The organism is Mesorhizobium jarvisii (genome assembly GCF_003601985.1).
GTDB classification, from domain to species: Bacteria; Pseudomonadota; Alphaproteobacteria; order Rhizobiales; family Rhizobiaceae; genus Mesorhizobium; species Mesorhizobium jarvisii.
Window position 1 is genome coordinate 241162 of sequence record NZ_QZXA01000005.1, and the last position, 18727, is coordinate 259888.

Consider the following 18727-nt stretch of genomic DNA (forward strand, 5'->3'; position numbering starts at 1 on the left):
CGCTGACGGGCGCGACGCCGCAAATAGCCGCAAATCTGTGTATGGTCGTCGGCGACAAATGCTTGGGAGGGAAAGATGACACGAATAGCAAGCCTGATGGCATCCGCATTCATTCTGCTTGTGCCGCTGTCTTCGGCGCAAGCCGCCATGCCCGAAGCGGCAACCGCGCTTTTCGAGGCGAAGACCGTGGCCGCGCGCGACAGCGCCCTGTCGACGCTGGAGGCCGCCGCACCGAAAGATCCGGCATCGGCCTTTGCCGCCGGGGCCGGTGAGTTCTTCACCGCACTGGAACTGCTCGCCAGCGGCCTGCACCGCCACGGTTTCGAAAGCCCGCAATCCTTCATGCTGCCGCTGATGCAGCTGCCGGTGCCCTCCAATCCCAATCCCGAGCCACTGACCTACGAAGAGTTCCGCGCCATACTGGTCGCGTTCCGCGACAGGCTGGCAAAATCCGCCGCGACGCTGGGCTCGGTGCCGGCCGATGCCGATGCCGATATCGGCATGGTCATCGATCTCACCCATGTCGGCATCGACCTCAACGAGGACGGCATGATCGCACCGGACGAAAGCATGGCGGCCATCATGGCCGCGCTGTCGCACGGCAGCATTTCGCAGGGCGATAGCGCACCGGTGCTGACCTTCCGTTTCGACCGCGCCGACGGCTATTGGCTGCGAGGCTATGCCGAGTTCCTGATGGCGCAGGCCGATTTCTGGCTGGCGCATGATTTCAGAACCACTTTCGACGGCTCCTTTCACATGCTGTTCCCGCGCGCCAAACTGCCATTGCAGGACATCCTGGTGCCGCCGCCCAGCGAGATGGGCTCGAGCATCTTCTCCTCGGAGTGGCGCATCGCCGATTTCATCTCGATGGTGCACATGATCAACTGGCCGGTGGTCGAGCCGGAGCGCCGCAAGGCCGCACGCCAGGAATTGCTCGAAATGATCCGGCTGTCGCGCGAAGACTGGAAGGCAATCCGCGCCGAGACCGACAATGACCGCGAATGGCTGCCCGGGCCGCAGCAGAAGGGCGAGAACCCGCTGACCGGCCTCGAAGTCGGCGAGGAGCAGGTGCAGGCCTGGCTGGCCACCTTGAGCATGGCGGAGGACCTGCTCGAAGGCCGCGCGCTGCTGCCGCATTTCCGCATCACCGGCAAAGGCATCAACATGAAGCGCTTCTTCGACGAGCCGAAGCCTTTCGACCTGGTGCTGTCGATCACCGGCCCTGGCATCGCGCCCTATCTGGAAAACGGCAGGATCCTGACCAGCGAGGATTTCGACCAGATCCAGCGCGAATTCGGCGGCGGCGGGTTTTTGACGTTCGCGCTGTGGTTTAACTGAGAACCTGGGTCCCTGCCCTCGCCAAGTGGTGAAAGGAACCCAGTATCCGCCGGGTCCGCCAGCAATTGCGGGAAAATCGTGAAACGGTTTTCCCGCAGAAATTACGTCAAACAAAAAGCTGGAAAAGCCATCGCTGGAGCCGCAGCAACCCGGCCATGGCGGCTACTATCAGTGCGTTCGATATCACGCCGATCGCGGTGGTCGTCCAGGCAATGTCGCCGGATTGGCCAAGGACAACGAACGGAAATGCAGCGGCGATGACGACAATCGCCGCGCACAATCCCAGCCAGGCCACGCCCGGCCGCTTAACCGACCGGCTGAGGAAATAGGCGATCCCGACCAGCAGGATCCGCAGCGGATCCAACATCTGGGCGATGACAATAGCAATCAGAAGCATGGATAAGAACTGGGACTGGAGTGCCAAAAGGTCTTAGCGCGGGAACCCGTGCAACCGGGCGAGCAGCCACTGCAGCGGATTGCCGACGAAGGCACGGGTGACGAACGTGTCATGGGCGGCATCGGATGCAAGCAAGGCGATGGTGCCGGCTTCGAGGCGGCGCGGCGGATCGGGACTGGCGGCGATGCCCTGGCCCGCCAGCAACTGCCGGATTTCGGCATTGCCGGAGGCCGAGGATTTGCCATAGGCGCTGACGAAGAAGCTCTGCCGGTGCTGCGCGATCCAGCTGGCGAAAATGTCGGCCTCGTCGAAGACGGCGTCGAGCAGGACGACGCCGAGCAGGCGTCCACCGATGTCGCCGTTCCTGAGAATGGAAGCGGCCGGATTGTAGCCGCCGCTATAGGCCACCAGCACCACCGCCATGGCGTCGAACTTTGCCGCCTTGGCGCCGGTCAGCCTGGCCATACTTTGCGCAGCCTCGGCCATGAATTTGGCAAAATAGCCCGGCGTCCAGAAATTACCGGCGCTGGAATCCTGCGCGTTGCTGGCGAATTGCGGCGCCACCAGAACGGCGTTGAGGCCCGACGCCTCGACCTGCGCGACCACTCGCTGGCGGCCGACCACGTCGCGCTGCAAGGTGGCGCCATTGCCGTGGAAGAACACCACGATGACCGCCGGCTTGGCCGGATCGAACCCTTTCGGCACGGCCAGCAGCGTCGAGCGGTCGGAATAGGTCTCGTCTTCCCAATAAATGCCGCCGCGCGGCGAGGTGTGGCCGCGCCTTCCGTCCGCCGCCATGACGTCGAGAAACGGCGCGGAGCCGTCGGGTAGCTTGCCCCAGTAGGGAAAGGGCGATGCCTTGAACGGCACGATGGTGGAGATGGCCTTGCGCAAGCGCGCCCCCTGGCTGGCCACCGGAAACATCGCCGTGGCCAGCAATCCGGCGACGATGGCGCGCCGGTCCGGCATCAGGCCGCCACCAGCCGGATGGACGGCGCCTTCGACGGCAACAGCACGGCGAAGAAGGCCGGAATGGCGATGAGATAGGCAATCGCCGCCCATTGCAGCACGGCGCTTAAGCCGAAGCTGGTGGCGACGATCGGCACGGCGGCCGAGCCGATGACAGAGAAACAGCCATTGATGCCCCAGGCCCAGACGAAAAGATGCTCCTTGCCGAGCCGCGCCAGCCAGGTCATGGCGGTGGCCATCGGCATGCCCATCAGGAAGGCCGGCGGCGACACCAGGAGAAAGCAGAGCAGCAGGCGCACCGCATAGGGATAGGCGCCGATCCGGTCGAGCACCGGCGACAGATAGAAGCCATAGGCGAGCAGCAGCCCGCACACCGCCAGCAGCACGAGCGGCAACATCGTCCTGGCGCGGTCGAAGATGCGCTCGGCAAACAGGCTGCCGAGGCCAGAAAACACCAGCATCGAGGAGATCAGCACCGAGGCCGACACGGTCGGGTTGGCCAGCACGACGGTGAAGCGGCTGATCAGCCCGACCTCGACCATGATGTAGCCAAGGCCGAGACAGGCGAAATAGAGGATGGTCCCGAGCTTGCCGCGCGAGCGCGAGAACACGATGCGCCAGCCGAAGATGACCGGCAGCAGCACCAGCGACGCCGCCGTAATGCAGGCAATGCCGAGCGTCGCCCAGATCAAGAGATAGCCCCAATCGTCCTGGAACAGGTCGAGCCGGTCAAGCGTGCGCGGCAAATCGGCGACCTTCACATAGGCGGCGAAATAGGGCTGGTCGTTGCTCAGCGCCCGCGCGTCGAAGACGTAGTCGCCGGCAAGTTTTTCCCAGCCGCCTGTCAAAAGCGCGTGCCAGGTCATGCGCTGCAGTTCCGTCGCCGGCAGCACTTGCGGGCCGGCATCGCCGCCGGCCCCCGCGCAGGCGTCGAGCGTCGGATCGGCCGGCGCCGTCGGGTCGCAATCAGGATTTGCCGGTGCGGTCGGGTCGGCCGGTGCGGTCGCGCCGGCGGCCGGCTGCTGCGTCAGCGTCGCGTCCTGTCCGCTGCCGAAGATCGAGGCGCGGTAATCGTCGAGTACCTTTCGCGCGCCCGAACCGTCATAGATCATTCCTGGATAATAGACTTCCTCCCAGGACATCGACTTGGTGTAGTCGCGCAGCGTCTTGATTTCGGTCTCGGAGAAGCCGCCGCGCTTGAACAGCACGGTCGTGGTCGAGAGATAGCTCGACACGGCGAAGATGTCGTTGGCGGCACCCTGCGGGTCGAAGGTTTTCGCCGCCTCGGCGACGGTTGAATAGAGCTTCAGAACCGATTTCGGCGGCTCTTCCTTGTTCCACAAGGTGATCGACAGCACGCCGCCATCGGCCAGTGCGTGCATGTAGCTCAGCATCGCTTCCCGCGTGTAGGCGTATTTCTCCGAGATGGCGAAGCCGCCGGGATTGGACAGGCCGACACTGTCGGCGAGGCTGAGGTCGATGACGTCGTACCGCTCGCTCGTGTTGGCGAGGAACAGCCGTCCGTCATAATCGATGACCTTGAGCCGCGGCTCGGCCAGGATATCGCCGGTGACGTCCTTCAGCACCGGGTCGCGGAACGCCCGCAATGTCATCGGATTGCTCTCGGCGACGGTCACCGAGGTCGAACCGGCATTGAGCGCGGCCTGCGTGGAGATGCCGCCGCCGAACTGCACGACGAATGTCTTGGGCTTGTCCTTGATGACATAGGGATAATGCATCGGCAGATAGCGGAAATAGACCTGCTCGGCCGGCGCCAGGTTGCGCATGATGCCTTCCGGCCCATCGCCGTCGCGATACATGCCGACATAGGTGTTGGCCGGCACTTCAGGCATGCCGAAGGCGGCATTGTCGCTCAGGCCCGGCGCGAAATGCATGTAGGAACTGGCATAGACCTGCAGGTCGCCGAAGGGTGAGACGCTGCGGTAGATGCGCTTGCCGTCCGGAAAGTTGCGGGCATAGGCGACGCCCTTGTATTGCGACACGGCAATGTCGGGGATGCCGAGCAGGTTGGGCAGCATGAGATAGCCTGATATCGACAGCGCCGCCACGGCCACGCCGGCGACGACGCTCTTCCAGGCGCCGAATGCGAAGAACCACAGCAGCGAGCCGGCTGCCCACAACAGCAGCGGCACGACGATGATGGTTTCCGGCGCGAACAGATAGAGCGACACCAGCACGGCGAGGCCGGCGAGCCCCGAACCGGTGAGGTCGGCGAAATAGACGCGGCCGAAGGCGGTGCGGCTTTTCAGGAAGACGATGCCGAGGAAGAACGCACCGGCCAGGAACGGCAGGAGATAGAGCAGAAAATTGGCGAGCAGCCGCCATTTCTGCGCCGGGTCGGAAACCAGGAAGATGGCGTTGAACGGCACCGTCTGGGCGACCAGGTTGGAGCCCACGGCGAGCGGGCCGATCAGCAGCAGGGCCGCGGTGGCGGCACCTTGCCAGTGGCGGTCGAACCAGCCCTTGCCGGCGAAGATGACGACGCTGGACAGCGAAAAGCCGAGCATGGCAAGGCTGACCACCAGCGAACCGAAATGCGACCAGCTGCCGACGGCGAACACGCGCATGACAGCGATCTGCAGCGCGATGATGGCGCCGGCGATCAGCCCGACAGCGAGGTAATGCGCGAGCCGTGGCGCCTCCAGCGAGGCGATGCTAGGTCGAGAGGTCGATACAACAGCCGTCATTCAGGCCCCTTGATGCGGCAGTTTAGCCCGACAGGCTTGGACCGGCACGGCAGCTCAGCCGTTATGCGTGCCGACGATCTGGTCGCCTTCCAGCTTGGTGAACGGCACGAACGGCACCACCTTGCCATTGTAGATGTCTGAGCGGACGATGTTGAACGTGCCGTCGGCGAGCTGCTGCTTGGTCACCTTGAGCACGTGCTGCGCGCCCGGCGGGCCGACCGGAATGACCATCACGCCATTGGGCTTCAGCTGCTGCAGCAGCGACGGCGGGATGTGGTCGATGCCGCAGGTGACGATGATCTTGTCGAACGGGCCGACGCTGTCCCAGCCATAATAGCCGTCGGCATTGCGGCTGGTGACCGAACCGAACTCACTGTAGCCGCGCTCGACCAGCCCGTCATAGGTGCGCCGCGTGCGCTGCGCCAGCGGATTGATGATCTCGATCGTGTGCACCTTGTCGGTAAGGTTGGCGAGATAGGCCGACTGGTAGCCCGAGCCAGTGCCGATCTCGAGCACCGCCTCGCCGAACTGCACGTCGATCGACGTCGTCATCCGCCCGACCAGGTGCGGACCCGAAATCGTCACGCCATAGCCGATGTCGAGGAAGGCATGGTCGTAGGCGCGGCCCAGATTCTGCGGCAGCACGAATTCCTCGCGCGGTGTCAAAAGAAAGGCGCGCTTGTTGCGATCGTCCAGCACGTCCTTGTTGTAGACCATGATCTGGAAGCGATCGAATCGCTGCGCCAAGAACTTCGGATCCTCGCCGCGATTGGCCACCATCCAGTCGATGAACGATTTTTTGTCGTTGAACGGCACTTCGGCGTTGCGGTCGTAGGGCACGGGCACGTTGGCCCTGACCGTGGCTGGAAGAATGGAGAACGCCGCCGCACCCGCCGACAGCGTCAAGAAATCCCGACGCTTCATGGAAAAAGCCTCCAAAAGTGGCCTTTGCCACCCCAAAACCAAGCACTTCAACCCGATTGCACCGCCTCCCAAAACGAGTCAATGGGCGTCGAGGGACGACCGTGCAGGCCGAAAAAATGTGGCAAGCGGGCAACAGTTTTGTCGATGCCATCGGCTTTTTCAGGACCGAGGAACGGCGCGCCGCATTGCCGCAGGGCTCGCCGGGGCGGCGTTGTCTTATATTAGCAATGGCTGTTTTGCTTGACTCGGTCGGCAAAAACAGGCAGCAAACCAGTATCGGAAGGGCTGAAATACCGCGTGCATGATCGTGGACGAGCCTTTTTTGGCACAAAGTCCACGTCTCTCGGTTGGTTTTGAGAGGGATTGGTTAACCAACTTTGTCCATATTTTGAAGCAATCGGCAATCAACGACAGGCGCGGCAAACGCGTCGGGGACCACCCTGGGATCACTCGCAGAATGGTCGTCGCGGCTGACAAGGCCACGTACGGGGAAAACCGATTGGAGCGAGATTGGTTGCATGGCGTTGTCGAGTAAACACAAAATAATCCGGGACCAGCGCGAGGGCGGCGAGTTCGTCGATGCGCAGCGCACCCCTTCCTTCAACCCGAAACGGATCGTCCGCTGGATCGCGGTGCCCGGTGCCAGCGCCGCCGTCGGCCTCTGGCTGATCGGCACCATGGCCGGCCTCAGTTCCGTCGGCGCCTCGCTGTCGGCGACATCGAGCGGCCTGCCCCAGACCCTGGCCATGCCGGGCTCGCTGGCGATGGCCGATCCGCTGAAACAGCATTTCCTGAGGTCTTCGGCGCCGTTCGCGCTGGCCAATGCCCATGGCGGCGCCCGGGCCCTGCATGACCATGCCGTGCAATGCGGCGCTAGCTGCTTCAAGCTGGCCCGTGTGAGCCCGCTGGGTGAGAAATCCGCGCGCCTCACGATCCATGCAAGACCCGAACAGCCAATCTTGAAGTCGAAGGCGCAGGAGCGCTTCGACCGCATGGAGGCGTCGCTGTCGCCGACCAAGCTCGCCGCCGCCTTTGCCGGCGCCGGCAAGCCCGTCGCCACGGCCGACGCCCGCCCGGTGATTTCCCAGGCCGCACCGCAGATTACCGAGGCGTCGCTAGTTCCGTCGGTCCAAGTGATGGCCAGCCTGTCGAGCGACATGCCGGCTCCCGTGGCGGAACGCTTTGCCCGTGCCGATACCGGCGTCGTCCAGACCGCGCCGGCGCCGATGGGCCTCGCCCAGTCGCAGACGCCTGACAACACGCAGCTGGCCCTGGCCCTCGTCCAGTCCCTGCCGGTCGAGGACGAAGCATTCGCCTCGCCGCTGCCGATGACCGAATCCTCCGCCGATGTCGCGATTGCACCTGCCGAGACCCAGCCGCAACAGCCCGGCGACGCCGCTTCGCTGCCGGATGCGCTGACCGACGACGTGCCGCTGCCGACCCGCCGCCCGCAATACGACGCGCCGCGGCAGCCAAAGGCCGTGGTGGAACAGGATGAGCCGGCGCCGCAGCCCAAGTTTGCTCAGCCCAAGATCGCGCAGCAGAAGCCGGCGCCGCAGGCAAAGCCGGTCCAGCAAGCCCAGCCCACAAGGCCTGCCCGGGCCGGCCGGTCTGGCGAGGGCGGCGATGTGCTGGCCTATGCCAAGCCGGATACGCCGTCGGGCGGCCTTGGCCAGGCGTTCAGGAATCTTTTCAACGGACCAAGCGGCGGAAGCGGAGCCGGCCACGGCGTCGCCGTCTATGACATCAGCGCCAAGACCGTCTACATGCCGGACGGCCAGCGGCTCGAGGCGCATTCCGGCCTCGGCGCCATGGTCGACCAGCCGCGCTATGTCCACGTGAAGGATCGTGGCCCGACGCCGCCTAACACCTATAATCTGTCGCTGCGTGAATCGCGCTTCCATGGCGTCGAGGCCCTGCGCCTGACTCCGGTCGGCGGTGGCAACAAATACAACCGCGACGGCCTGCTCGCCCATACCTACATGCTGCGCGGCGGCCGCGCCGAGTCCAATGGCTGCGTCGTCTTCAGGGACTATGCCCGCTTCCTCGCCGCCTTCAAGAAGGGCAAGGTCACACGTCTCGTCGTGGTCCCGCGCCTCAACGGATCGCCGACCCAGGTGGCGACGGACAACGCCCGCGGCGCCTGACCGCGGGCAGGTACCCCCTCGGCAATTGCCTTCTCCTGACAGCCTTCTGTCAGGAGCCGCATCGAGGCATGCGCCCCACCGCATCGCGCTCTTTCCATTTTCGCCAAGACCTCCCATATTCGGGGCATGGCCAAATCCCCCGAGAAAAGAACGCCGCCGACGGCGAATGACGACCGCGCCGCGCCGAAGCGGCGCAGCCCGCTGACCGATTTCCTCGACGCCTCGGAACCGCTGCACAGAGGCGGCTTCGCCGAGATGCCGCAGGCCGAACTGTCGGGCACGCCGCTGACCGGTTCGATCGCCGACTGGGCCGAGCAGATCGAGCAGGAGGCGGAGCGCGAAGGGCGCCAGGCCGGCAAGGGCGACGGCGGCAAAGCGCCGAAGGCGGCGAAAAAGATTCCCGAGCGCTCGACCTCCCCCGGCCGCACCGCGCGCGGTACCTCGATGGGTGGCGCGGCGACAGCCAGGGAGCGCACCGCAGCCGGCCTCAATCCGGTCGCCGGCCTCGACATCTCGCTGGAAGAAGCCGAGACGATGACCTCCAGTGGCGTCACCGCCACGGTGGCCGCCCTGTCGGCGCTGATCGAATCCGGCAATCCGCTGCACAAGGACGGCGTGTTGTGGACGCCGCACCGCCCTGCCCGGCCGGAAAAGTCGGAAGGCGGCATCGCCATCAAGATGGTGTCGGACTTCGAGCCGGCGGGCGACCAGCCGACCGCCATCAAGGACCTTGTCGAAGGCGTCGACAACAATGACCGCACCCAGGTGCTTCTCGGCGTCACCGGCTCGGGAAAAACCTTCACCATGGCCAAGGTGATCGAGGAGACGCAGCGTCCTGCCCTGATCCTGGCGCCGAACAAGACGCTGGCCGCGCAGCTCTATTCCGAGTTCAAGAAATTCTTCCCCGACAATGCGGTGGAGTATTTCGTCTCCTACTACGACTACTACCAGCCGGAAGCCTATGTTCCGCGCACCGACACCTTCATCGAGAAGGAATCCTCGATCAACGAACAGATCGACCGCATGCGCCATTCGGCGACGCGCTCGCTGCTCGAACGCGACGACGTCATCATCGTCGCCTCGGTGTCCTGCATCTACGGTATCGGTTCGGTCGAGACCTATACGGCGATGACCTTCCAGATGCAGATCGGCGACCGGCTCGACCAGCGCGCTCTGCTCGCCGACCTCGTCGCCCAGCAATACAAGCGGCAGGACATCAATTTCGTGCGCGGCTCGTTCCGCGTGCGCGGCGACACGATCGAGATCTTCCCGGCCCACCTTGAAGACCGCGCCTGGCGGATCTCGATGTTCGGCGACGAGATCGAGCAGATCACCGAATTCGACCCGCTGACCGGCCAGAAGACCGGCGAGCTGAAGAGCGTCAAGATCTACGCCAACTCCCACTATGTGACGCCGCGCCCGACGCTGAACCAAGCGATCAAGTCGATCAAGGAAGAGCTCAAGCAGCGTCTGGTCGAACTGGAGCGCGCCGGCCGCCTGCTGGAAGCGCAGCGGCTGGAACAGCGCACCCGCTTCGACCTCGAAATGCTGGAAGCCACCGGCTCCTGCGCCGGCATCGAGAACTATTCGCGCTATCTCACCGGCCGCCAGCCGGGCGATCCGCCGCCGACCTTGTTCGAATACATTCCCGACAATGCGCTGGTGTTCATCGACGAAAGCCACGTCACCGTCCCGCAGATCGGCGGCATGTATCGCGGCGACTTCCGGCGCAAGGCGACGTTGGCCGAATATGGCTTCCGTCTGCCCTCCTGCATGGACAACCGGCCGCTGCGCTTTGAGGAATGGGACGCCATGCGTCCGCTCTCCGTCGCCGTTTCGGCGACGCCCGGCGGCTGGGAAATGGAACAGTCCGGCGGCGTCTTCGCCGAACAGGTTATCCGCCCGACCGGCCTGATCGACCCGCCGGTCGAGGTGCGCCCGGCCAAAAGCCAGGTCGACGATGTCGTCGGCGAGATCCGCGAAACGACCAAGGCCGGCTACCGCACGCTGGTCACGGTGCTGACCAAGCGCATGGCCGAGGACCTGACCGAATACCTGCACGAACAAGGCGTGCGCGTACGCTACATGCACTCCGACATCGACACGCTGGAGCGCATCGAGATCCTGCGCGATCTGCGCCTCGGCGCTTTCGACGTGCTGGTCGGCATCAACCTTTTGCGCGAAGGCCTGGACATTCCCGAATGCGGCTTCGTCGCCATTCTCGATGCCGACAAGGAAGGGTTCCTGCGCTCGGAAACCTCGCTGATCCAGACCATCGGCCGCGCTGCCCGTAACGTTGACGGCAAGGTCATCCTCTATGCCGACCAGGTCACCGGTTCGATGGAGCGGGCGATGGCCGAGACCAACCGCCGCCGCGAAAAGCAGATGGAATGGAACGCCGCCAATGGCATCACGCCGGAATCGGTGAAGTCGCGCATCTCCGACATTCTCGACTCGGTCTACGAGAAGGACCATGTCCGCGCCGACATCTCGCAGTTCACCGACAGCGCCGGCGCCATGATGGGCAATAACCTCAAGGCGCATCTCGACGCGATGGAGAAACAGATGCGCGACGCCGCCGCCAATCTCGACTTCGAGAAGGCTGCCCGCATCCGCGACGAGATCAAGCGGCTGCGCGAGATGGAACTGTCCATCTCCGAAGACCCGCTGGCCAAATACGCCGACATGGAAAGCCCGGTCTCGGGCCGCGAAAAGGGCAAGCACAACAAGGGTGTGGCCAAGCATCGCACGGCGGAGGAACAGGAGCGTTTCCGCAAGCTCGACGAGGCACGTGCCGCCGAAGAGGCCGCCAGAGCTGCCCGGCCCAACCTTTTCCGCAAGCCTGATCTCGACGAGATGGGTGCCGACAGCGCCGTGCCGGTGAAGAAACCGCTGTTCGCCAAACCCTCGATCGACGACATGGGGCCTGGCACCGACATGCCGACACCGGCAGGTGCGGTGTCGCGCTCGCTGTTCAAGAAGCAGTCGGCGTCCGAAGCGCACGGCTCCGACTTCGGCATTCCCGGCGAGCCGGTCAAGCCGCTGTTCAAGAAGAACTCGCTCGACGAGATGACCGTGCGGCGTACGGAAAAACCGGTCGAGGGAAAAGTGCCGGCGAAGCCCCAGCCGATCTCCCCCCCTGTGGGAGCCGGCAGGATAGACGCGAAGGATCGCGACGAAAAACCGATCATCCGCCAGCGCACCGGCATCGGCTCCTACGAGGACCCAGGCGACGCGCGTCGGGAGAAGCGCCGGCCCGGGAAAACGGGCAGGCCGGGGAAGTAGCGGCCTCTTCCTTCTCCCCCCTGTTGGAGAAGGTGGATCGGCGCGCCAGCGCCGAGACGGTTGAGAGGTGTTCCAGCAGAATGAGGCGTTGGTGTTCCCTGGATCACCCCTCGTCCGACCTCGCTTCGCGAGGCCACCTTCTCCCACAAGGGGAGAAGGAAAACGCTCCATCGGCGCACCTTGAGTCGGAACAGCCTCTGGACTATGCGCTCGCGCTTGCCGCCAGGCGGTGGAAGCGATAGCACGGCTGCAATCCTGCCTCTGCCAGCAAAGCTCCCATCCGCCCCCACCTCATGAAACCCAGGGACATCGCCGCCTACGCCTTCCTTGCCGTCACCTGGGGCCTTTCGTTCCTCGTGCTGCTCAAGGTGGTGCACGCATTCGGCTGGGTCGGCGCGGTCACCTTGCGCTCGCTGATCGCCGGCATCACGCTCTTCCTGCTGGCGGCGGCAACGCGGCGACGGCTCGATTTCAGCGCCGGCTGGGGGCACGTCGCCATCGTCGGCGCGACGACCGTCGCGGCGCAGCTGATCGGCTTGTCCTACGCCACGCCGCGTATCGGCACGGCGATGGCGGCCATCCTCGTTGCCGCGATCCCGCTGTTCTCGATGATCCTTGGCCAGTTATGGGGGCTCGAGCGCATCACCGTTCGCGGGCTTGCCGGCTTGCTGCTCGGCGCCGCGGGTATCGTGGTCCTGGTCGGCTTCCCTTCGGTGCCGATCACGCCGTCCTTCGCATTCGGCTGCGCCGCCTCGCTGTTCAGCTCCTTCTCCGCCGCCTTCGGCAGCAACTACGCCAATCGCCATCTGCGCTCGGCCGGCTCGTTCGAACTCACCGGCGCCGCCTTCCTGTTCGGCGGGCTGATGACGCTGCCGTTGCTGCTGGCCGTGCCGGTGCCGGCCATGCCGCGTCCTGTCGATTTCCTCTATCTCGTCCTTCTCGCTTGCGTGATGAGCGCGCTGACCTATGTCGTCTATTTCCGGCTGGTGGCCAGCATCGGCGCGACCAGGACGATCAGCGTCGAATTCGCAGTGACCACGATCGCCGTACTGGTTGGCACCATCATGCTTGGCGAGTCGCTGACAATCATCCAGGCCTTCGGCGCGGTGGCGATCATCGGCGGCTGCATATTGGTGCTGGATCCGTTCCCGCGCCGGGCGAAAGCGGCGGCCTTGCCATCCGCCCCGCCTTTGGTGTAATCGCTTCGCACACTCGAACGTCTTGAAAGGAGGGCTCACGTGTTCACGTTTCATCGTCACCATCGTCAGCGTGGCCCGATTTCTGCCCTGCAAGCCAGCTTGCAGGGCTGACCAGGGACGGTCCGGGTTTTTCCCGCTTCGATTTTTTGGTCTGCCCTTCGTGGTGCCGCAACGCCGAGCCTGATGGCCAGCACGCGCACCGTCAAAGTGCATCCGGAGTTGTTTCCGGCAAGACCAGAGAAATCCAAATGGCCCTGATCAGCCTCAAATCCCTCGGCGTCACCATGAGTGCGCCGCTCTTCGCAAACCTCGACCTCACCATCGGCGCCGGCGACCGTCTCGGCATCGTTGCCGCCAATGGCCGGCAAGTCGACCCTGCTCAAATGCCTGACCGGCGAGATGGAGCCGACATCAGGCGACATCACCCGCACGCGCGGCTTGCGCGTCGGCCATGTCGAGCAATCGGTTCCCCCTGCCCTTCTCGGCCGCACCTTTCATCAGGTGGTGGCCGACGCCTTGCCGCCGGAGCAGGCCGAAAGCGAGATGTGGCGCGTCGACGTAGTGCTGGATTCTCTCGACGTGCCCGAGACGATGCGCGAGCGGGAAATGCAGGCGCTGAGCGGCGGCTGGCAGCGGCTGGCGCTGATCGCCCGTGTCTGGGTGACCGATCCCGACGTGCTGCTGCTCGACGAGCCGACCAACCATCTCGACCTTGCCCGCATCAGCCAGCTGGAAAGTTGGCTGAATGCGCTGCCGCGCGACGTGCCCGTCGTCATCGCCAGCCATGACCGCGCCTTCCTCGACGCCACCACCAACAGGACGCTGTTCCTGCGCCCGGAACAATCGCCGGTGTTTGCGCTGCCCTACTCCCGCGCCAGGCAGGCGCTCGACGAGGTCGACGCCTCGACAGCGCGAAAATTCGAGCGCGACATGAAGATCGCCCAGCAGCTGCGAAAGCAGGCCGCCAAGCTCAACAATATCGGCATCAATTCCGGCAGCGACCTTTTGGTGGTGAAAACCAAGCAGCTCCGGGAACGGGCGGAGAAGCTCGAAGAGGCAGCGGTATCGGCACATCGCGAGAAGTCGGCCGGAGCGATCCGGCTTGCCAATCGCGGCACCCACGCCAAGGTGCTGATCACGCTCGACGACCTGGCGGTGGAAACGCCCGACGGCACGCTGCTGTTCAGGACCGGCAAGCGCCATATCTGCCAGGGCGCCCGTATCGTGCTGCTCGGCCGCAATGGTGTGGGCAAGTCGCGCTTCGTCAGCATGATCCGCAACGCCATCGCCGAACCCGAAACGATCGCGAATGTGAAGGTGACGCCATCGACGGTGCTCGGCTACAGCGATCAGGCGCTGTCGGGCATCAGCGGCGACGACACGCCGCTGGCGATGGTCTCGTGCCGCTACGAGGTCGGCGAACAGCGCGCCCGCTCGCTGCTTGCCGGCGCCGGCGTGGTCATCGAGATGCAGGAGAAAAGGATCGGCGTGCTGTCCGGCGGCCAGAAGGCGCGGCTGATGATGCTGGCGCTCAGGCTCGCCAACCCCAACTTCTATCTGCTCGACGAGCCGACCAACCATCTCGACATCGATGGCCAGGAAGCGCTGGAGGAGGAATTGCTGAAGCACCAGGCAAGCTGCGTGCTCGCCTCGCACGACCGCTCCTTCATCCGCGCCATAGGCAACCGCTTCTGGCTGATCGAGAAGCGGAAGCTGACGGAGGTCGAAGACCCCGAGGGCTTTTTCCGCGAGGTGGCCGAAGCCGGCGGCTGAGCGGCGAGGCAGAATTCCGGCTTGCCGTCGGCAGGCCAGAATTTCGTATCATTTCATGAGACGTATCGTTGACTCCCGAAACGTATCATGCCATGGTACGTTTCTTGGATTCGACTGATGATACGCTCGTTCAAGGACAAGACCAGCGAGGCCGTTTCGAATGGCAAGTCTCCAAAGGGCTTCCCGTCGGACCTTGTTTGATCGGCCCAGCGGAAACTGTTCATGATCGACAACGCGACCGAGTTGTCGGACCTGAAGACTCCCCCAGGCAACAGGCTCGAGCCCTTGAAGGGCAACCGTGCCGGTCAGCATTCGATCCGCATCAACGACCAGTTTCGCATCTGCTTTCGCTGGGTGGACGGGCAGGCTGAGGATGTCGAAATAACTGACTACCATTGAAGGAGGTCTCAAATGCTGAACATCAACCCTCCCATTCATCCCGGAGAAATCCTTCGAGAGGAATACCTCGTCCCGCTTGGCCTGAAGCCTTACACGCTAGCCAAAAAGCTGCATGTGCCGCGCACGCGCATCGAGCGCCTGGCAAGCGAGGCGACACCGGTAACGCCCGACACCGCGCTACGCCTTGCCAAGTTTTTCGGAACCACGCCGCAATTCTGGATGAACATGCAGGCGAGCTACGACCTTGCCGTAGAGGGAGAGGCCAAGAAAGCCGACCTTGAAACGATCGAGCGCTTGGACACAGCTGCCTGAATTAAACCGCGCTGGAACAGCCGGTCTCAAGCTGCTCGAAAAAAGATCCAGCGCCCTGTCGGATCGCCTGAACCTGCCGCGTCCTTGGGATGCCGACACGATGATGCCGGCATCAACCCAGGGAGAGAACATCATGTCGGTCCTTTCATCCATCGGTCGCATCGCAACCCAATATGCGGCGGCACGTGCCCGCCATCGCAGCGAACGCATCCTGCTCTCGCTGCCAGCCGAATTGCGCAAGGACATCGGCTTCCCGGAACTCTTCGACGCGCAGAACAACAGCCGTCGTGCAACAACCTTCTCGGCAAAGGTCATATGACCGCGACCAGCCTGTCCATGCGATTGCCCCTCAAACCCGCCGGCTGCCCGGTCCGTCCGGGCCCGGCCCGCAAAAAAAATTTCGCGGCCATGTAGGATTGCCGTCACCTCGTGCGTCCTGTGGTTCGCTAGGCCAAGCCGAACGCAAAGAGGAGCGAGACATGACTGACCAGACCCCCATTCAGCCCAGGGCAGAAGTGCTCGGCGGATTGACGCCTTATCTGCAGGTGGACGGCGCCTTCAAGGCCGCCGATTTCTACAAGAAGGCCTTTGGCGCCAAGCAGGTCTTTGCCTACCCGGCCGACGAGCAGGGCCGTACCATGCACATTCATCTCCACGTCAACGGCTCGACGCTGATGCTTTGCGATGCCTATCCCGAGCACGGCCATCCGCATAAGGCGGCGCAAGGCTACACGCTGCAGCTCCATCTCGACGATGGCGACATCGAGACCTGGTGGCAGCGCGCCGTCGACGCCGGCTGCGAAGTGGTCACGCCGCTGCAGGTGATGTTCTGGGGCGACCGCTGGGGCCAGCTGAATGATCCGTTCGGCGTCGCCTGGGCGATGAACGCGCCGGTGAAGTAGCGAGCAGGCGTCGCCCGCCAGGGTTGACGCGCTCACCGCGCCGGGTCGCATCCCCGCCGACCCGGCGCTCGTTTTTCAGCAAAGGAGGTCACATGTCCTATGTCGACGGTTTCGTGCTTGCCGTGCCAAAGGCCAAACTCGACGACTACAAGAAGCTGGCCAACCTCGCAGGCCCCATTTGGATGGAACACGGCGCGCTCGCCTATGTCGAATGCATCGGCGACGACGTGCCCCATGGCGAACTGACCTCGTTTCCGCGTGCCGTTCAGGCAAAGGACGACGAGATCGTCGTCTTCGCCTGGGCGCTCTATGAATCCAGGCAGAGCCGCGACGCGGTTATGGCCAAGGTGATGGCCGATCCGCGTTTGACACCCGATTTGGGACCCATGCCCTTCGATATGAAGCGCATGATCTTCGGCGGCTTCCAGCCCTTCATCGAGCTTTGAATTGCTCTGCCCCAAGATTGGTTGAGATTGAGGTCAGACCGAGCCGAGAATGGTGGTTTCCGAGAACCGGAACGGAACGTACTTAAGTACGTGAGTACCGGAAGCGCAGGGAACCGCCGTTCGCAGGCCGGCCTCACCTCAATCTCAGTCCAGCTTGTCGAGCAGCGGCTTCAGCCGGTCCCCATAGCGCTTCCACAGGTCGACCGAGCCTTGATACATCGGCTGGCGCACCTGCGCGGCGGAAGCCGTGCGCACCGGCCGGTCGGTCTCGTGGAACGACAGCACGGCATCGTCCCACGGCAGGCCGAGATACTCGATCAGCGCCCGGCTCTGCCCTTCCTGGTCGGCGACGAAATCCTCGTAGCGCACATCATGCACGACGCCGGGCAGCACCTTGTGCCAATGCGCCATGATGTCGGTGTAGAGATTGTGGAAGTCGGCGAGCTCGCCGAGATCGTAGCCGTAGCGGTGGCTGTCGCCGCGGAAATGCACCTTGTAGATCGACAGGCAGGTTGCCGCCGCATCGCGGGCGCAGTGGATGATCTTGGCCTTCGGCATCATCATGTGGATGAAGCCGACAAGCAGGAAGTTGCCCGGCATCTTGTCGGTGACGTGGCTGACATGCGGATAGCGGGCATGCAGCATGTCGAGATAGGCCTGGCCCGCCTCGGCGAAATCCGCATCGTCCGTATCCGATACGCCCCACGGAAAGCCACCCGGCATGGTCGCTGGGAACTGCTTGCCGACCGCGTTCTTCAGGATGCTGAGCTCGCCCGCGCCATAGACCTGCGGATGGCTGGCGATGATCTGCTCGACCAGCGTCGTGCCCGAACGCGGCATGCCGACGACGAAGATCGGCGCGTCATCGGTGATCGGGCTCGGTCTGTGCCTTTCGAAGAAGCCGGCATCGAACACCGTCTTCATCGCCGCGAATTCCTCGTGCGTCCTGACGGGATCATAGTTGATCCCCTTGCGGCGAATGGCGTTGCCTTCGGCAAAATAGTCGAAGGCCTTCTCATAGTCCTTCAGATCGTCATTGGCCTTGCCGAGGCCGAACGACAATTGCATGCGCGCCAGGCTGTCTTGCGGCGCCTTGGCGTGCTGGGCTTCCATGCCGGACAATTCGGCGTCGCGCTCCTTCTGGCGCTTGACCTGCGTCAGCATCAGCCAGGCCGTTGCCATGCCCGGGTTGACCGCCAGCGCCTGCCGGAACAGGTCGGCCGCCTCGTCGAGCTTGCCCTTTTCCATCATTCCGACGCCCAGCCCATGCAGCAGGTCGGCATCCTTGGGGCGGATGGTCAGTGACTCGCGGAAGACAGCCAGCGCCTCGTCCAGCCGTCCGGCTTCCTGCAGGGTTTCGGCAAGCCCGATGCGGGCGCGCACATGGAAGGGATTGCGAGCGACCGTGCCGCGATAGATCTCTTCGGCCTCCTCGAACCGGCCGAGCTGCTTCAGCGACGAGCCGAGATTGTCGCGCGCGGCGAGCTGCTCCGGCCGCAGATCCACCGCGCCGCGGAAAAAGTCGATTGCCGCGGCCACGCGGCCGAGATCGCGCATCACCGTACCGAAATTGTTGAGGAAATCGGCATTCGTCGGCTGCAGGCTCACCGACCGCTCGATGAGATCCAACCCTTCTTCGCTGCGCCCGGTCTGGTGCAGCAGCAGCCCCAGGAAATGCGCGGCCGCCGCGTGTTTGGGCTGGCGCGCCAAGACTTGCCGGTAGATCGATTCTGCCTCTTGCCGGCGCCCGGCCTGGTGCAGTTGCAGGGCCTGCTGCACATACTGGTCGAGACCCAGCGGCGGCTGTCCGCCCGCGCCTGGCCTGGTTCCCGCACCCGCCGCTCGTCTTTGATCTCTGTTAATGGGAAACCTGCCGTGTTTGTCCGCCTGCCGCGATCTAGGCCATTGGCGCTGCAGGTTCAAGTCTT

Annotated in this window: 14 protein-coding genes and 2 pseudogenes; 11 read left to right on the forward strand and 5 right to left on the reverse strand. The window is 64.1% G+C overall.

What is annotated here, in order from left to right:
• Positions 1 to 75: 75 nt before the first annotated feature.
• Positions 76 to 1338, forward strand: a complete 1263-nt coding sequence (locus D3242_RS14740; RefSeq protein WP_064980580.1) for a hypothetical protein — start codon at positions 76 to 78, stop codon at positions 1336 to 1338.
• 106 nt (positions 1339 to 1444) lie between these two features.
• Here the strand turns inward: D3242_RS14740 and D3242_RS14745 are convergent, their stop codons facing one another.
• Genes D3242_RS14745 through D3242_RS14760 form a run of 4 tightly spaced genes read right to left on the reverse strand, consistent with a single transcriptional unit; the run spans position 1445 to position 6336 of the window.
• Entirely contained in the window at positions 1445 to 1735 is a 291-nt protein-coding gene (locus tag D3242_RS14745) for a hypothetical protein (RefSeq protein WP_019860599.1), read from the reverse strand.
• A 33-nt stretch (positions 1736 to 1768) separates the two neighbouring features.
• Positions 1769 to 2704 (reverse strand): hypothetical protein, encoded by a 936-nt coding sequence (locus tag D3242_RS14750; protein ID WP_064980582.1) that lies wholly within the window; start codon positions 2702 to 2704, stop codon positions 1769 to 1771.
• The gene (locus tag D3242_RS14755) at positions 2704 to 5412 is read right to left on the reverse strand and encodes a hypothetical protein (RefSeq protein ID WP_064980584.1); all 2709 of its coding nucleotides are present in this window, start codon (positions 5410 to 5412) and stop codon (positions 2704 to 2706) included. The genes D3242_RS14750 and D3242_RS14755 overlap by 1 nt, the downstream gene beginning before the upstream one ends.
• A gap of 54 nt (positions 5413 to 5466) precedes the next feature.
• Positions 5467 to 6336, reverse strand: coding sequence for a protein-L-isoaspartate O-methyltransferase family protein (locus D3242_RS14760; protein ID WP_038649039.1), 870 nt, complete (start codon positions 6334 to 6336; stop codon positions 5467 to 5469).
• 101 nt (positions 6337 to 6437) lie between these two features.
• Between D3242_RS14760 and D3242_RS33280 the strand changes: the two genes are divergently transcribed.
• From D3242_RS33280 to D3242_RS14810, 10 genes and pseudogenes are all read left to right on the forward strand, one after another.
• On the forward strand, positions 6438 to 6641 hold the full coding sequence (locus D3242_RS33280) for a hypothetical protein (protein ID WP_147377462.1): 204 nt from the start codon (positions 6438 to 6440) through the stop codon (positions 6639 to 6641).
• Positions 6642 to 6854: 213 nt separating this feature from the next.
• Positions 6855 to 8483 carry a DUF2778 domain-containing protein gene (locus D3242_RS14770; protein ID WP_064980586.1) on the forward strand — a complete coding sequence of 543 codons (1629 nt, stop codon included), beginning with the start codon at positions 6855 to 6857 and terminating at the stop codon, positions 8481 to 8483.
• Positions 8484 to 8609: 126 nt separating this feature from the next.
• Entirely contained in the window at positions 8610 to 11768 is a 3159-nt protein-coding gene (gene uvrB, locus D3242_RS14775) for an excinuclease ABC subunit UvrB (RefSeq protein WP_064980587.1), read from the forward strand.
• 293 nt (positions 11769 to 12061) lie between these two features.
• Complete coding sequence (locus tag D3242_RS14780; RefSeq protein WP_064980588.1) at positions 12062 to 12967, forward strand: DMT family transporter; 906 nt, start codon at positions 12062 to 12064, stop codon at positions 12965 to 12967.
• Between the two features lie 248 nt (positions 12968 to 13215).
• A pseudogene (locus D3242_RS14785) lies at positions 13216 to 14740 on the forward strand (ABC-F family ATP-binding cassette domain-containing protein).
• A gap of 117 nt (positions 14741 to 14857) precedes the next feature.
• Positions 14858 to 15139: pseudogene (locus D3242_RS14790) on the forward strand (type II toxin-antitoxin system RelE/ParE family toxin).
• A 12-nt stretch (positions 15140 to 15151) separates the two neighbouring features.
• Positions 15152 to 15451 carry a HigA family addiction module antitoxin gene (locus tag D3242_RS14795; RefSeq protein WP_019860611.1) on the forward strand — a complete coding sequence of 100 codons (300 nt, stop codon included), beginning with the start codon at positions 15152 to 15154 and terminating at the stop codon, positions 15449 to 15451.
• Between the two features lie 133 nt (positions 15452 to 15584).
• The gene (locus tag D3242_RS14800) at positions 15585 to 15770 is read left to right on the forward strand and encodes a hypothetical protein (RefSeq protein WP_064980589.1); all 186 of its coding nucleotides are present in this window, start codon (positions 15585 to 15587) and stop codon (positions 15768 to 15770) included.
• A 160-nt stretch (positions 15771 to 15930) separates the two neighbouring features.
• Positions 15931 to 16353: a VOC family protein gene (locus tag D3242_RS14805; RefSeq protein WP_019860613.1), complete on the forward strand. Its 423-nt coding sequence runs from the start codon at positions 15931 to 15933 to the stop codon at positions 16351 to 16353.
• 92 nt (positions 16354 to 16445) lie between these two features.
• A complete protein-coding gene (locus D3242_RS14810; protein ID WP_038649055.1) occupies positions 16446 to 16799 on the forward strand; it encodes a DUF1428 domain-containing protein in 354 nt (117 codons plus the stop codon).
• A 144-nt stretch (positions 16800 to 16943) separates the two neighbouring features.
• On the opposite strand, the gene D3242_RS14815 is transcribed toward D3242_RS14810, so the two are convergent.
• A complete protein-coding gene (locus D3242_RS14815) occupies positions 16944 to 18578 on the reverse strand; it encodes a tetratricopeptide repeat-containing sulfotransferase family protein (protein ID WP_064980590.1) in 1635 nt (544 codons plus the stop codon).
• Between the last annotated feature and the right edge of the window lie 149 nt (positions 18579 to 18727).

What these genes read in the sequence shown, in the direction of transcription:
- D3242_RS14755 (WP_064980584.1), bottom strand. Translation starts at nt 5,412, where the DNA reads ATGACGGCTGTTGTATCGACCTCTCGACCTAGCATCGCCTCGCTGGAG.
- D3242_RS14740 (WP_064980580.1), top strand. Translation starts at nt 76, where the DNA reads ATGACACGAATAGCAAGCCTGATGGCATCCGCATTCATTCTGCTTGTG.
- D3242_RS14770 (WP_064980586.1), top strand. Translation starts at nt 6,855, where the DNA reads ATGGCGTTGTCGAGTAAACACAAAATAATCCGGGACCAGCGCGAGGGC.
- D3242_RS14795 (WP_019860611.1), top strand. Translation starts at nt 15,152, where the DNA reads ATGCTGAACATCAACCCTCCCATTCATCCCGGAGAAATCCTTCGAGAG.
- uvrB (WP_064980587.1), top strand. Translation starts at nt 8,610, where the DNA reads ATGGCCAAATCCCCCGAGAAAAGAACGCCGCCGACGGCGAATGACGAC.
- D3242_RS14810 (WP_038649055.1), top strand. Translation starts at nt 16,446, where the DNA reads ATGTCCTATGTCGACGGTTTCGTGCTTGCCGTGCCAAAGGCCAAACTC.
- D3242_RS14800 (WP_064980589.1), top strand. Translation starts at nt 15,585, where the DNA reads ATGTCGGTCCTTTCATCCATCGGTCGCATCGCAACCCAATATGCGGCG.
- D3242_RS14750 (WP_064980582.1), bottom strand. Translation starts at nt 2,704, where the DNA reads ATGCCGGACCGGCGCGCCATCGTCGCCGGATTGCTGGCCACGGCGATG.
- D3242_RS14780 (WP_064980588.1), top strand. Translation starts at nt 12,062, where the DNA reads ATGAAACCCAGGGACATCGCCGCCTACGCCTTCCTTGCCGTCACCTGG.
- D3242_RS14745 (WP_019860599.1), bottom strand. Translation starts at nt 1,735, where the DNA reads ATGCTTCTGATTGCTATTGTCATCGCCCAGATGTTGGATCCGCTGCGG.
- D3242_RS14760 (WP_038649039.1), bottom strand. Translation starts at nt 6,336, where the DNA reads ATGAAGCGTCGGGATTTCTTGACGCTGTCGGCGGGTGCGGCGGCGTTC.
- D3242_RS14805 (WP_019860613.1), top strand. Translation starts at nt 15,931, where the DNA reads ATGACTGACCAGACCCCCATTCAGCCCAGGGCAGAAGTGCTCGGCGGA.